The organism is Bdellovibrio sp. HM001 (assembly GCF_055397275.1).
Window position 1 is genome coordinate 1,837,650 of the sequence record NZ_AP029174.1, and the last position, 12,353, is coordinate 1,850,002.

General features: G+C 49.4%; 13 protein-coding genes and 1 tRNA gene. 6 read left to right on the forward strand and 8 right to left on the reverse strand.

From position 1 onward, the window contains the following. The first annotated feature begins 45 nt into the window (after positions 1-45). Complete coding sequence (locus tag ACZ5ZZ_RS08810; protein WP_464130702.1) at positions 46-684, forward strand: hypothetical protein; 639 nt, start codon at positions 46-48, stop codon at positions 682-684. Here ACZ5ZZ_RS08810 and ACZ5ZZ_RS08815 read toward each other — a convergent pair. Then, positions 681-1,121, reverse strand: coding sequence for a hypothetical protein (locus ACZ5ZZ_RS08815; RefSeq protein WP_464142340.1), 441 nt, complete (start codon positions 1,119-1,121; stop codon positions 681-683). The two genes, ACZ5ZZ_RS08810 and ACZ5ZZ_RS08815, sit on opposite strands and share 4 nt — an antisense overlap. Before the next feature lie 64 nt (positions 1,122-1,185). Between ACZ5ZZ_RS08815 and ACZ5ZZ_RS08820 the strand changes: the two genes are divergently transcribed. After that, positions 1,186-2,352: a class I SAM-dependent RNA methyltransferase gene (locus ACZ5ZZ_RS08820; RefSeq protein WP_464130703.1), complete on the forward strand. Its 1,167-nt coding sequence runs from the start codon at positions 1,186-1,188 to the stop codon at positions 2,350-2,352. On the opposite strand, the gene ACZ5ZZ_RS08825 is transcribed toward ACZ5ZZ_RS08820, so the two are convergent. The 3 genes from ACZ5ZZ_RS08825 to ACZ5ZZ_RS08835 all read right to left on the reverse strand — a co-directional run bounded on the left by ACZ5ZZ_RS08825 (position 2,329) and on the right by ACZ5ZZ_RS08835 (position 5,576). Next, positions 2,329-2,964: an RDD family protein gene (locus ACZ5ZZ_RS08825; RefSeq protein WP_464142342.1), complete on the reverse strand. Its 636-nt coding sequence runs from the start codon at positions 2,962-2,964 to the stop codon at positions 2,329-2,331. The two genes, ACZ5ZZ_RS08820 and ACZ5ZZ_RS08825, sit on opposite strands and share 24 nt — an antisense overlap. Before the next feature lie 14 nt (positions 2,965-2,978). Beyond that, positions 2,979-4,814: a hypothetical protein gene (locus tag ACZ5ZZ_RS08830; protein WP_464130706.1), complete on the reverse strand. Its 1,836-nt coding sequence runs from the start codon at positions 4,812-4,814 to the stop codon at positions 2,979-2,981. 63 nt (positions 4,815-4,877) lie between these two features. Then, a complete protein-coding gene (locus tag ACZ5ZZ_RS08835) occupies positions 4,878-5,576 on the reverse strand; it encodes a PilZ domain-containing protein (protein WP_464142344.1) in 699 nt (232 codons plus the stop codon). Positions 5,577-5,691: 115 nt separating this feature from the next. On the opposite strand from ACZ5ZZ_RS08835, the gene ACZ5ZZ_RS08840 reads away from it, so the two are divergent. Beyond that, positions 5,692-6,654 (forward strand): hypothetical protein, encoded by a 963-nt coding sequence (locus tag ACZ5ZZ_RS08840; RefSeq protein ID WP_464130709.1) that lies wholly within the window; start codon positions 5,692-5,694, stop codon positions 6,652-6,654. A 59-nt stretch (positions 6,655-6,713) separates the two neighbouring features. On the opposite strand, the gene ACZ5ZZ_RS08845 is transcribed toward ACZ5ZZ_RS08840, so the two are convergent. Both ACZ5ZZ_RS08845 and ACZ5ZZ_RS08850 read right to left on the reverse strand, forming a co-directional pair. Further along, complete coding sequence (locus tag ACZ5ZZ_RS08845; RefSeq protein ID WP_464121273.1) at positions 6,714-7,421, reverse strand: L,D-transpeptidase family protein; 708 nt, start codon at positions 7,419-7,421, stop codon at positions 6,714-6,716. Positions 7,422-7,619: 198 nt separating this feature from the next. Beyond that, the gene (locus ACZ5ZZ_RS08850) at positions 7,620-9,188 is read right to left on the reverse strand and encodes a hypothetical protein (protein WP_464142346.1); all 1,569 of its coding nucleotides are present in this window, start codon (positions 9,186-9,188) and stop codon (positions 7,620-7,622) included. A gap of 111 nt (positions 9,189-9,299) precedes the next feature. On the opposite strand from ACZ5ZZ_RS08850, the gene ACZ5ZZ_RS08855 reads away from it, so the two are divergent. After that, on the forward strand, positions 9,300-10,364 hold the full coding sequence (locus tag ACZ5ZZ_RS08855; protein ID WP_464130711.1) for a mechanosensitive ion channel family protein: 1,065 nt from the start codon (positions 9,300-9,302) through the stop codon (positions 10,362-10,364). Beyond that, complete coding sequence (gene ttcA / locus ACZ5ZZ_RS08860) at positions 10,339-11,121, forward strand: tRNA 2-thiocytidine(32) synthetase TtcA (protein ID WP_464130713.1); 783 nt, start codon at positions 10,339-10,341, stop codon at positions 11,119-11,121. Before ACZ5ZZ_RS08855 ends, ttcA begins: the two co-directional genes overlap by 26 nt. 17 nt (positions 11,122-11,138) lie before the next feature. Here the strand turns inward: ttcA and ACZ5ZZ_RS08865 are convergent, their stop codons facing one another. Then, positions 11,139-11,750, reverse strand: coding sequence for a glutathione S-transferase family protein (locus tag ACZ5ZZ_RS08865; RefSeq protein WP_464130714.1), 612 nt, complete (start codon positions 11,748-11,750; stop codon positions 11,139-11,141). A 121-nt stretch (positions 11,751-11,871) separates the two neighbouring features. On the opposite strand from ACZ5ZZ_RS08865, the gene ACZ5ZZ_RS08870 reads away from it, so the two are divergent. Beyond that, positions 11,872-11,947, forward strand: a tRNA-Val gene (locus ACZ5ZZ_RS08870). 41 nt (positions 11,948-11,988) lie between these two features. Here ACZ5ZZ_RS08870 and ACZ5ZZ_RS08875 read toward each other — a convergent pair. Continuing rightward, entirely contained in the window at positions 11,989-12,351 is a 363-nt protein-coding gene (locus ACZ5ZZ_RS08875) for a hypothetical protein (RefSeq protein ID WP_464142348.1), read from the reverse strand. Positions 12,352-12,353 lie beyond the last annotated feature (2 nt).

Here is a 12,353-nt window from a genome sequence, read left to right on the forward strand (position 1 = left end):
AGGAGGCCCACCTTAAGTCAACTCAACCGAAAGAAAAGGGAAATCATGATGCGTGCGTTTCACTTGGTTATCATCTCGCTTTCACTGACTGCCTGCGCCAGTAAATCCCCTTATGCTCTTTCCTCCCTTTCGTACTCAAATGAAGACTTAAAGCCACAGGCCACCCGAAGTGTCGCATCAGTTTCTTCGCACAAGGAAAAATCCAAAAGTTACCTTTCCCTGGATCTTCCCTATGCGGCCTTTGAAAAAATGCGCCATGAGGTGGAGAAAAACCAGCACGTGACCCTTCAGCACCGGGGCGAAGCTCACATCACGGTCGTCAATCCTGTGGAATTCAGCCGATTAAAAAAGAAAATCTCCATGAACGAGATCCACGCTTTGGCAGAACAAATGGATCTGCAAAAAGCCCCGTATCACCTGCTGTGTGTGGGAAAAGGGACTGTCAAAGAAGACAGCACTTATTACGCTGTGGTTGAGTCTGATCGTCTTTTCCAGATTCGTAAGGCGATTCACATGCTTTACACTTCAAAAGGCGGCAAGGCTGAAGACTTCAACCCTGACCAGTTCTATCCGCATGTGACTTTGGGATTTACCAAAAAAGATCTTCACTTTGAAGATGGTGTGATCAAGGACGCCAGCTCTTGCATCTATTCGCTGCGCCCCGAAGAGCAGAAGAAAAACTAGTACGTCTTAGACAACGCTTTATCCAGGCCTTGGTTGTCATCTGACCCCGGGCCCATCCACAAAGTTGTTTCTTCAATCAGGGAATGATCTGAAAACTGACAAAGATTGAAGGTCTGACCTTCGCTGTCTTTACCCTGAACAACCTCCGCATCAAAGGAACCACACACACCACCGCGAGCTGAAGAAGCGTTGCGCCCCTTGTAAGCCTGAAGGGCTTCAGTCGTGCCCGTCTTAGCTTTAAACATGAATAGTGCTTCCGCTCCAATGGCGGCATTGCCAAAGAAGCACATGGAGTATTCCTCAGACCCGGCTTTAAGAACCCAGAATTGGCCTTCTTCAATGCGGCATGCGCGCATCCAAGGGTTGCTGGCGACCGCCAAAGTGACAGTTCCGGCGAAGATCATCATGATGCCAGCAAGCAATAAAATTCTCACCATTCCCCCTAAGTTTTGCTAAGATGTGGTTTTGATATAACAGCAATCCGGCCGGGGCAAGCATTCAATGCCAAACTTCCATGATTTCGAAACCTTTGACAAAGACCTCAAGGTGAAATGTCCCTACGCCCAGGACTGTGGCGGCTGCCAGCTTCTGGAAAGGCCCTACAAAGACCAGATAGAAGGAAAAAAGGCCGAGCTTTTGCAGCTACTTAAGGGGGCAAACATTCCCCTTCCGGCAGATATTAAGACCCTCTCAGCGGGCGCCTCGCACCTGCGGGACCGTTTGGATTTCAGTCTGCAAGACGGCCGCCTGGGGCTTTATCGCAAGGACCGTCACGAGGTTTTGGATATTGAAGTTTGCGCCCAGCTTTCACCGGAATTGCAATCCTGGCTGACGGACTTCCGCCAGATCCAGTGGCCCTTTAAGAAAGGCTCCTTCCGGCTGCGTATCGCCCCGCACGGACGCCGCGGGGTGTGGATCGACCTGGCCAATATCGATATCAAAACCCTTTTGGATGAACAGAATATTTTAAAGAAATTGCAGGCCCAGGCCTTTGTGGAAATTGGCCAGCGCCGCAAAGTGCCGGTTTGGACCGGGGCTGAATTCAAACTGCGCGATCCGGAACACCATACGTGGTTTCAATCCTGGGTGGGTGAGGTCCCGGTGGATCTATACTGTCAGGTGGCGAGCTTCACTCAACCCAGCCACAAAGCCAACAAGTTGATCTGCGATGTGATTGCCTCATGGGTGCAAAAGGCGCCCTCGTCCCGGGTGATTGAATTTGGCTCTGGGATTGGCAATCTGACCTTCCCGGCATTGTCGGAGGCCGACAGTCTGCTGGCTTGCGAAATTGATGATCTGTCCTTGCAGGGGTTGGAGCATTCTCTGGATCAACTTCCCCCCAGTCTGGCACATCTTAAGAATCGTGTGCAGATTTATCGCGGTGATTTTCAGAAAAAACTGACACAGGATTTTTCTGACTTCGATCTGATCCTGGCCAATCCTCCGCGTTCCGGGCTGATGAATTTTCTGAATCCACTGAAAGAACTGTCGTTGCCACAGCGACCGGAGTTCTTCATCTATATGTCCTGCTTCCCGGAGTCTATGACCCGGGATCTGGTGACACTGAATGAATGCGATTATCAGATCCAGGAACTTTATATCCTGGATCAGTTTCCGCAAACATCGCACTATGAGGTTTTAACGTTACTTCAAAGAAAAAAGGCGTAATCCGGACAGAGAACCCGCCAGATCTTTTCCAGACACCACAGATAAAAGTGGCAGTGTCACAATTCCCGTTATCAGAATCAAAGTGCTGCGTAAGGCGACCTTGAAGACATAACTGACATGCAATCGTTCGTGCGGCTGCCCCAAGCGCAGATCACACGCCCATTCACCGATCGTTGAGCCCATCAGGCTGCGTATGGTGATCATATAAAACCAGGCAAAAACCACAAACACTTCAGCAAAGAAGATCATCTGATGGCGACTGTGCGACAGGCCTTTCAGCACATGCCCCACAGGTGTATTCAACATCAGCGAGAACATCAGCATAAAGACACAGCTTAAGGCGATCAGAATCAGGCCGTCGATAAAAGACGCCAGCCATGACCACAAAGCCAGACGCGCCCCTTTACGACGAGAAGGGCCGCCATGAAAACCCGTGCCTTGTTCAAAACTCAATCCCTGACGGTTCTTAAACAGACCGTTTACACGTGAAGGGGCTGGCGTTGCCGGTGCCCGGCGACGCCGGACCACAGGCCCCCTTAACGGCACAGGGGCTTCCCTTTGCTGGGGAGCCCGCTGTGGAATGATTTTATCTTGATGTCTGTCGATATTCATTCAGTTGTGGTTCCTTAGCGGACCCCGCCTGCGCGGATGGAGCCGTCATTCAAGGTGCCACCTTCGGAGTCCGGAGTCGGCGGAGGCGTCACCACCACCGGCACACAGACATTATTAACCAACTTGTTCGGTGCAGGACATGGAGCCGTTGGAGGTGGATCCACTGGAGCCGGAGTCACCGTTGTTGTCGCCGTGGCTGTTGGAGCTGGCGGCGCTACTGGTGGCACGTAGTCATTGGTGTTGTCCTTGGACTTAGACTTGTTCTTGCTGAACAACCACCAGAAGGCACCCAGAGCCAACAAGCCCACGCCCACTGGGATGATCCAGTTTTTATTACGACACCAGAAGCCACAACTGTCTTCGGCACCCTGACCAACTTCAGTTTTACCATCAGGCAACTCACCTTCGCCGCCCGTTTCGATGACGACGCAAGTCGGTTGAGAGTTTCCTTCTTCTGGTTCAGACTCTTTCGTGCCTTCAGGGCACACACAACCTTTACCGTCAGCACCTGTCACTGAGCCTGGCTTGTTTACTGAACAGTCGCCAGCCACCGGACCTGGAGGTGGAAGAGGTTCCGGAGAAACCACGAAGGATTGCAACGAGAACGCACGAGTTCTGATTTCATTACATGCAGACACCTGGTCTTCACGATGTTTTTGAATGTCTTTCAACGGAGCCTGGTCACACGCACCTACAGCCGTCTGGATGAAGGATTCAAGATCACCCAAATACTTGGAGATCTGATCAAACTGTTCCTGGGAAATCTTCCCTTCCTCATTCAGAACCAGATTGATGTCCTGACCATTTTTCTTCAAGTAAGATTCAATAATACGTTTCTTGTCTTCACTCTCGGACTTGATATCACCGCGACGAAGAGGGGATTTCTGATTACAAACGCGAGTGGCATACTTCACATCCGAACGACTCACGCAGTGCGGGGAGCCGTTACCATCATAGCCATACACCATCGGGTTACAAGACACCGCGTTGCCAGAGCACATCGCGTTCATGCCGCGCATCTGACGAGTCAGATCTTCAGCTCCGCTTCTGGAGCCACCGCAGGAACCGTTTTCACCGTAAGTGGATTTATAACCTGCCACGATACAAGGCTTGCCCGTCAGGCTGCTGGAAGCCGCATAAGCCTCTTCACCGAAGAACGTCTGATACACCCACTCGTACTTGTTTTTCATCTCATTCATGGCCTGAGCGCCATAGATCACCTGATAGACTCTTTGCGCAGCCTCCATGGCTCCACGAATACGCACGAAGTACTCCGCTCTTTGGCGCGGAGTCAGCTGATTGAACTCTTTGTAGGTCAGACGCAGGTTTTTGCTCAAAGGCTTTTGCTTGCCGGTTTTCAAGGCCTTAGCCACCACTGGATCCAGCTTGGCCATTTTACCGGCGATCTTGTTGAAGCTGTTATAATTCATCAGTTCTTTGCGACCGAAAGAAACACCGTTAACTTTTAACGGAGTGTCCTCATCACCAGTGAAAGTCAAAGTCGTCGTTTGACCGGCATGAGTCAGTGTCAAACGCACTTGTTCTTTTCCGCTGGAGTCTTTATAGCTGGAGGCTTCCACCGCAGGCATCATTTCGTGACGATTCAGCGCCACCCATTGATCCATCTGCCCACGCAGTTTTTGCGGATAAACGTGGCGAACCATTCTGTAGAATTCACCCACAGTCATTTTCTTCGTAGTGAGCCCAGTCTCCTTCAAGTATTGATTGATCAGTTTTCTCTGATCCTTCGCAGCCGCGCCCTGCGCAACAGGAGCCATACACATCGTAAACGCCGACGCGCATGCAGCAACACTCTTTACTAATGACTTCGGTTTAAACATCCATCTCATAACGACCTCATGCTTTTGAGTCTTTTCGGTACACTTTTCAAATTACTTAACAAGAACCCGGACTTAACCTTGCTTTTCCGGCATTGTCTCAAGTTGAGACCGCAGCCAGTCCTGCAAATAGGTCCGATCCCGACCCGTAAGGTCCTTAAACTTCAGGCGAAGTACATTGTCGCGATACTCCACGACTCGACTTTTAACCTTAATGTTACGAACGTCAGGAAAAATCACATCCACAAAACGCAACTCCTGCGCTTTTTCCAGATCCCTTTGCAGACGAACCCGGACACCGCTTAAGGAAACCGATTCTGTCACCCCACTAAAGATATCCTGCGCCACCACATCCACCGGCGTTCGCAACTCATAGCGAGCGGCCGCTTGAAACATCCATTGCGCACGACGATCCAGATAGGGGAAGCGGAAATAAAATGCCAGCAACAAAAAGAACGCCGTGATCAGACACGAAATAAAAAGTTGCCCGTGAATCAAGGCACCACTTTCCTCGAACTCTCCGTTACCCCAGCGGTAGAGATTAATAAACAGCACCAACATCAAAGTACCGATTGCCAGGGACCACGTGGCCTTGTGCGGTCGAAGCAACAAAATTCCTGTCAGGCACAAAAGCCCCAGCCATAACCAATCCAGCGTTGTAATTGAATTTAAAGCAGACAGCCACTGCAGAGGATGCTGCCAACTGACAGCACCACCACCCCAAAGACTTAAAAAGATGTTCCCCAAAGGAGCAAGAATAAAAAGAATCGCCAATAGGTAAACTCCTGTTGGCCTTTTTAATTGCTCACTTTCCATGAAACCTCCAAAAGTATGTTAAACGAAAGCAACTTGACCGGGAATCATCTCTTGAGGTCTCTAGACCTTAGTTATGAACAAAAAAGCTTTATCTCCCTTACTCTCGGTCGCCCTTCTTTTAACTTTGCTGAGTCCCCGTTCCGGAGCCTCACCCCACAAGGTGATTTCCGACTCTTTGGTCGAGAATCTGGCCTGTTCGCGGGTTTCCACGGACGAAATCTATCGACGTATCAGGCCGGAGGCTTTCTCCAGCCAGTATCACAATCTTTCCGTCAACTGGCCTTTTGCAACTAAACTTTACGACTTGGCCGCCTGTTGGTCCTTGGCGCGCACACAGAGATTGTTTTTCTATCTGGCGCGATGGAATCATCCGCAGGACTCAGCCCGGGTTTCAGATATTCTGGATATGGTTCGCGGCAGCAGGCCCTATCTGACCAAGTATCTAAAGCGAATAGAAGAATCCCCCGTCACTGATTTTAAAGTGTTCACCCAGAAAGACCCGACCTGGAAAAACACATCCCCTTTGTGGGCGGGTCTGCAGTATGGTTATACGCAGAATCTAGGGGCAGGAAAGTCCTTGTACCGATCGTGGAAGGGCGACATTGAACAGTATCAGAAAGAGCGCTTTCATGAATTCGCAAAAAACCTGAAGTTGGTGATTGGAGATGATGCCCGCAGCGCCAAAAAAAATCGACTCACCCGCAACCAGATTCTGAACAATCTGGAATCCCACCGCATGACCTTGCTGATTCTGCGCCCCACCCGAATGAGCCAGCACGTTGTGATTGCCAAGTCGTTCCGCCTTCTTAGCAATGGCCGCACTGAGATTGTGGTTTATGATTCCAATCAACCCTTGCGAGATCAGATTCTGACTTATGACGCCAGCCAAGAGGATTTCTTTGCCCCGGAAATCGTGCGGGGACTTGCTAAGGTGAAAGACCCCCAGGCCGCCCTGGGTGTTTTTGTAGTGGATGAATATGATCGCAGCCTGATTGAAACGGCTTTGATGAAATACTATAAATCGCAGTGTCTTTAAAAAAACAAGACCCCCGGAATTGCTCCGGGGGTCTTCGGTGTGTTTTGGGAATTAAAGTGTTATTGCGCTTTACCCGGGATGCTGATGTTTTTTAGTTCGGGTTCCTGTTTAGCAATGTCTTCAGCCATCTTAAGAGGGTTCGAGGTCGCACCTCGTTCGCGAGCGGGGCAGATTTCCACCTCCGCTTTTACCGGAACCAAAGCATACAGCTCTTCGATTTCGGCATTCGTCACGGCAATACATCCACGAGTCCAGTTGATAATCGGATGAGCCAACCCCACCAGCGTCTGTGAGGTTTCATCATTCGGAAGACCATGGATCATGATATCTCCACCGGGACTCAGCTCTTGACCAGTCTTTTTGGAAAGCTCTTTGGTTTGAGCCAGGTCCTCTTGATTTGGGTAAGAGATGTGCAGCGCGCGATGGTATTCACTTTGTTTTTTCTTGAAATCGACGATGTATTTTCCTTCAGGGGTCTTATTGTCGCCTTCTTTGAGTTTGTCTCCATACGGAGAACGCCCCAAAGCCACCGGGTACGCTCTGAGAAGAGTGTCCCCATTAAACAGGTACAGCTTTTTACCCTCTTTTGAAACCACAATACGGTTTCCAGAGATCTTCTTTTTCTGCAGCGAGGCCACAGTTTCGTTGGATAGGTCCACCAAAGCCGAATCTTCACCGATATAATCGATATTTTTGCAGTCGTACTTATTCGCCAGCGCCGTTTGAGTTAATCCCAACAAAGTCGCTATCAAGACCAATCGTTTCATGAAGACCTCACATCCTCGGAAATTATTCCACAGGCTCCAATCAGCAACTTTAAGGCCGCCCCGGAAAAGCGTTTAAATCCAAGGCGGCTGTCCAAGACCTCGACAGTCGCCTATTTTGGGCCTCCAGAGCCCCATAAAAAAAGCCCCCATCCACATGGAAAAGGGGCTTGTAAACCGGAATTATAGCAGTTGGATTTATTAGCGACGCAAGGAGGAGCAGCCCTGGATACAAGACTCACGAGCCATCTTCACACGAGGAGCCATGCACTCGGCCGTCCCTTTGTGGCGAACCACTGACAGGGTTCCCAGGTTCGGCGTGTAGGTCTTGTTATTCACCTTCGCAAGACATGCATAGTAAGCGTATTTTTCCATACCTGTCTGCATCTTGGAACTTGTTGGCAGATACACACGAGCATCGAAGAAGTTAATACCCACTCCTCCTTTGCTTGGTGAACTTTGTGCCACCGTGAAATCAAAACCTGAAGATTTCAACTTGGAACAATCGCTTTCTGTCTTCGCATTGCGAATACCAAAAGGATCTGCACCCGCTTTATCGATAATCAGAACGTGACCGTACACCGCCACGATGTCCCCCGCTTTCAAGGATGTCGTCGGCGTCACAGAGATCTTATTCAGGCAAGTCAGGCCGTTGTTCTGAGGCTCCACGTAAGAACTAGAACCCCAAGCCCAGGAATCCGATGCCTTCAAAGCGCGGCCCGCCTTCAGGCGCAAGCCCGCTGTTGCCATGGACGTGTAAACGTAACCGGAACAGTCAATCCCCAGAACCTTGGTGCCGTCGCCGTTATTTTTAAACATATCAATAGCTGAATCTGCAGCCGTGGTCCCGTAAGGTTTTCCACCGTAATCATAGATCAAAGGATTGGACTTCACATTAAAGCAGCCTTCGCCATAACTGGTGACATTCTTGATATAGGGATGTGTGCTTTGCACTTGTGACAAGCTGGCAATCTCTCGTTTGCTGCCCACGCCATCCGAATGCTTGCCTGTGATCTTGATTCCTTGCAAGTCCGGCGTTTGCGCGTCCATGTCTGGAAGGCTCACGCTTTGGCACGTTTGATAAGTCGTGGCGAAGGCCCAACGCGCGCCAAAGACTGCCAGGGATTCTCCGGCATTAAGAGCCTGAGCTTTGTGGTAGGCATAATCGCGGTTCACTTCTGCAGGGAGCTCTTCGACCACGTTATTGCTCTGATCTTCGCCCCCTTCATCAGGAGTGGACGGCGTGCCGGAAGAGGCGTTGTCCTGACTGCTGTCACCTGAAGGGCAATTCAGATCGAAAGTTTCAATGGTTTTGTTCAAACGGGCAAAGTCCCCACGAACTTTATCCTGCATGTAGGAACGGAAAACTGTGGAGCGGTCGCCGACGTCAATAGCCGACAAAAGCATCAAAAGTTGTTCGGGTGTTTCCACACGCTCCCCCTTCGGGGCCTCTTCCAACAAAGACACCACCAACCGTTCAAGATCAGCATTCAGACGTTCTTGATCTTCTTGGCGCATTTGGGGGTTTTCATCTGCCAGTTTTTGCACTTGATCACGCAAAGCCTGCTTTAAAGCTTCGGCGGATGGCAATTCCTTTTGTGCAATCAGATGCTCCTTCAAACCGTCCCAAAGCTTCATCTCCAGCTTTGAATCCTTACAGGCAATGTCATTTGTGACATTGGAAGCAATATTGTTCATGGCCTCGTACCCTTGTGGAGCGCAGGCCGTCATCATCATCCCTAATAACAGTGTCATTCCGTAGTTTTTCATACCGAACTTATCGGCTGGGTGACTGCGACAGATTACGGTCAGGAAGAATTTTAGACTCGACTAGACTAAAAAATAGTCACTATAATCGAAGTTCACGAGGGACTAAAAAACATGGCAGAAAAGTTTATCAAAATTCAGGCACTTTACGGACTTCTGGAGCTGGAGCCTTTTATCCTTTTGGGCTGCCTTATTGCCATCACCTGGGTGTTTTATAAGTTCTTCCTCAAGGAAGCTTCCGACGAACGCCATCGCAGTATCCGCAATCACTTCCGCACGTTGCTGCGTCATTACATCATTTTGGCTTTCCTGTTTTTGACTTTCATTTTTCTGCAAACTTCAGAACCCCAACTGGGTCGATTGGGCAAGTTTATGCCCTACATCGCCTTTCTGACGTTCCTCTGGGGCAATATTGTTTTTGTTAAGACCTCCCGTCTGATCGTCCTGCAATACCTGTTTTTGGGCTCGATGAAACACGGTGTTCCACTGTTGCTGGTGAACATTTTCTCGCTGATTCTTTCGATCGTATTATTGTTCTGGGGTATCACTCACGTCTTTGGTTTGGAGCTGGGACCTTTACTGGCAACGTCTGCCGCTGCCTCCGTGATTCTGGGTCTGGCGTTGCAAGACACGCTGGGAAATCTTTTTGCCGGGATCTCTTTACAGCTTGATCGCAACTTTGAAATCGGCGACTGGCTGGAAATTACGAGTGGTATTCAGAAAGCCACAGGTCAGGTTCGTGAGATCACCTGGCGCTCCACCACACTGGTGGGTTTTTCCGACGAGTTGATCACCTTTCCGAATCGTTTTATGGCCAATGCTCAGATTTCCAACTTCTCTCCACCGGAGAATCCCATTGTCCGCCGTCAGATCTTCCGCCTGGCCTATGGGGAAAATATTGAGCTGGCCAAGCAGATTCTGGAAAGAACGGTGGCCGGTATTGGTGAAATCCGCGGCATTCCAGCCCCGTGGGCCTATGTCAGTGACGCCAATGAAAACTGGGTGGAACTGAAAATTATCTACTTTATCGATAATTACGGATCTCAGTTCAATATCGGCGACAAGGTCTATGTGCGTGGAATCGAGGCTTTGAAGGCTCAGGGCCTGAAATTAGCTCGACAAGTCATTGAGCTATCGGATAAAACAGCGGGCCATGACAACACAAGCAGTCAACTTTGAACACCCCTTAGCGATTAAAATCCGCAAGCAGATCGTGCAGGCGCTCAACGACTTCAACATGATTGAAGACGGCGACAAAATCATGGTCTGCGTTTCTGGCGGCAAGGACTCCAGCGTTCTCTTGGCTCTTTTAACTGAGATCCAACGACGTTCTGAGCGTAAGTTTCAAATCGAAGCCGGGATTTTGGATCAAAAACAGCCGGGCTTTGATGCCACTCAGTTCAAACTTTGGGTTGAAAGCCTGGGTGTGAAGTTGCATGTCATTGAAAAAGACACCTATTCCATCGTGAAAGAAAAAGTTCAGGGTGGAACCTTCTGTTCTTTATGCTCCCGTCTGCGCCGGGCGATTCTGTATGATTTTGCCCATGACAATGGCTTTACCAAACTGGCCTTGGGCCATCACCGCGATGACGTGGTTCACACTGCTTTGTTGAATTTGTTCTATGTGGGAACAACTGCCAGCATGCCACCAAAACTGAAATCCGATGACGAGCGCAATATTCTGGTGCGCCCGTTGTGTTATGTTTCAGAAAGGGATATTGAAGAACTGGCCGCTGCCTGGGCTTTCCCGGTGATTCCATGCAATTTGTGCGGGTCACAAGATGGCTTAAAACGCCAGCGCGTAAAAAGACTGGTTCGAGACCTCGAAAAAGAGATCCCGAACATTTACGCCTCCATTCAGACAGCGATGTCGAATGTGAAACCCAGCCAGTTGATGGATCAAGAGCTCTGGGATTTCAAAAATCTGAAGACATAATCAGCAAAAAACTTTGCTTATACCATCGCTTTTTTGATGGCCGGGCGCTCTGCCAAACCAGTAGCCCAGGCCTTGATGGCCGCTTTATCCTCGAACCATTTCGGCTGGGCATGAATAAACCCGGCAATCCAAGGATAGGTGGCAATATCGGCGATGGTGTACTCGGGCCCCGCCAAATAATCGTTATCACTAAGCTGCATTTCCATAACCCCTAACAGTCTCAGCGCCTCTTTTTCAAACCGCTCGATGAAGCCGGGATTATGCGGCTTTAAGGTGTTCAGACCGTAATAGTAATTTCCAAAGATCGGTCCGATCGCCGACATCTGGAACATCACCCACTGCATGGCGTGAGTTTTTTCCGTCAGACTTTTTCCAATGAATTTTCCATATTTTTCTGCAAGGTAAAAAAGAATCGCACCACTTTCAAAGACCGTGGTTTTCCCTTGTGGGCCTTCGGGATCAACGATAGTGGGAATCTTCCCATTGGGATTCATTGCCAGGAATTGAGGCTGCTTTTGCTCTAATTCCTTCAAGTTAATCTTGTGCTCATTGTATTTCAGGCCCAGTTCCTCAAGCATGATAGCGACTTTCCGACCATTTGGAGTGGGAGCGGTATAGAATTCAATCATTCAGATCTCCTTTGCGGACTAACCCCCAGAGCATAGGTCCATATTCTGCAAAACGGGACTCTTGACCAAGTGCATCTATGATTGCCGGGTCGGTACTATTCAGATAGATTTTTTGCATTGTGCGGATATAGCGTAGTTGGTAGCGCGCTTCCTTGACATGGAAGAGGTCACTGGTTCAAGTCCAGTTATTCGCACCATTTTTTTCTTTCTGCCTGATCTTTAAGTTCTCCTCTCCAGATCAAAACAAGAACTGATAAGGCACACCGGTTTGCGTAATGCCACGATAATTCAAATAGGCAATCAGCTTTTCCTGATAATTCTCTTTTAAGCTTTCTGACGTGTTTAAATACACCCGCACCTCCACGATTTTATCATCCGCATCTTTTTTCAAAGACACTTTACTGATAGCCACGCGGTTGTGCATCTGGGCCTCTTGCAGCCATTCTTTGCCAAGATCCTGCACCACCCTAGCCTGATCCGTGCCCAGACTGTGCCGACGATGGTAATCCTGATAGGACGTCACCGCTAGCACACCGCAGACTATCAAGGTCGTCCACACGGCTGTTATCACAAGATTTCTTGCAAAAGGTTTCTTCTTCATAC

Bases quoted from the DNA above. Each gene is read 5' to 3' on its own strand.
- ACZ5ZZ_RS08810 (WP_464130702.1), top strand. From the start codon at position 46: ATGATGCGTGCGTTTCACTTGGTTATCATCTCGCTTTCACTGACTGCC.
- ACZ5ZZ_RS08815 (WP_464142340.1), bottom strand. From the start codon at position 1,121: ATGGTGAGAATTTTATTGCTTGCTGGCATCATGATGATCTTCGCCGGA.
- ACZ5ZZ_RS08820 (WP_464130703.1), top strand. From the start codon at position 1,186: ATGCCAAACTTCCATGATTTCGAAACCTTTGACAAAGACCTCAAGGTG.
- ACZ5ZZ_RS08825 (WP_464142342.1), bottom strand. From the start codon at position 2,964: ATGAATATCGACAGACATCAAGATAAAATCATTCCACAGCGGGCTCCC.
- ACZ5ZZ_RS08830 (WP_464130706.1), bottom strand. From the start codon at position 4,814: ATGAGATGGATGTTTAAACCGAAGTCATTAGTAAAGAGTGTTGCTGCA.
- ACZ5ZZ_RS08840 (WP_464130709.1), top strand. From the start codon at position 5,692: ATGAACAAAAAAGCTTTATCTCCCTTACTCTCGGTCGCCCTTCTTTTA.
- ACZ5ZZ_RS08845 (WP_464121273.1), bottom strand. From the start codon at position 7,421: ATGAAACGATTGGTCTTGATAGCGACTTTGTTGGGATTAACTCAAACG.
- ACZ5ZZ_RS08850 (WP_464142346.1), bottom strand. From the start codon at position 9,188: ATGAAAAACTACGGAATGACACTGTTATTAGGGATGATGATGACGGCC.
- ACZ5ZZ_RS08855 (WP_464130711.1), top strand. From the start codon at position 9,300: ATGGCAGAAAAGTTTATCAAAATTCAGGCACTTTACGGACTTCTGGAG.
- ttcA (WP_464130713.1), top strand. From the start codon at position 10,339: ATGACAACACAAGCAGTCAACTTTGAACACCCCTTAGCGATTAAAATC.
- ACZ5ZZ_RS08865 (WP_464130714.1), bottom strand. From the start codon at position 11,750: ATGATTGAATTCTATACCGCTCCCACTCCAAATGGTCGGAAAGTCGCT.
- ACZ5ZZ_RS08875 (WP_464142348.1), bottom strand. From the start codon at position 12,351: ATGAAGAAGAAACCTTTTGCAAGAAATCTTGTGATAACAGCCGTGTGG.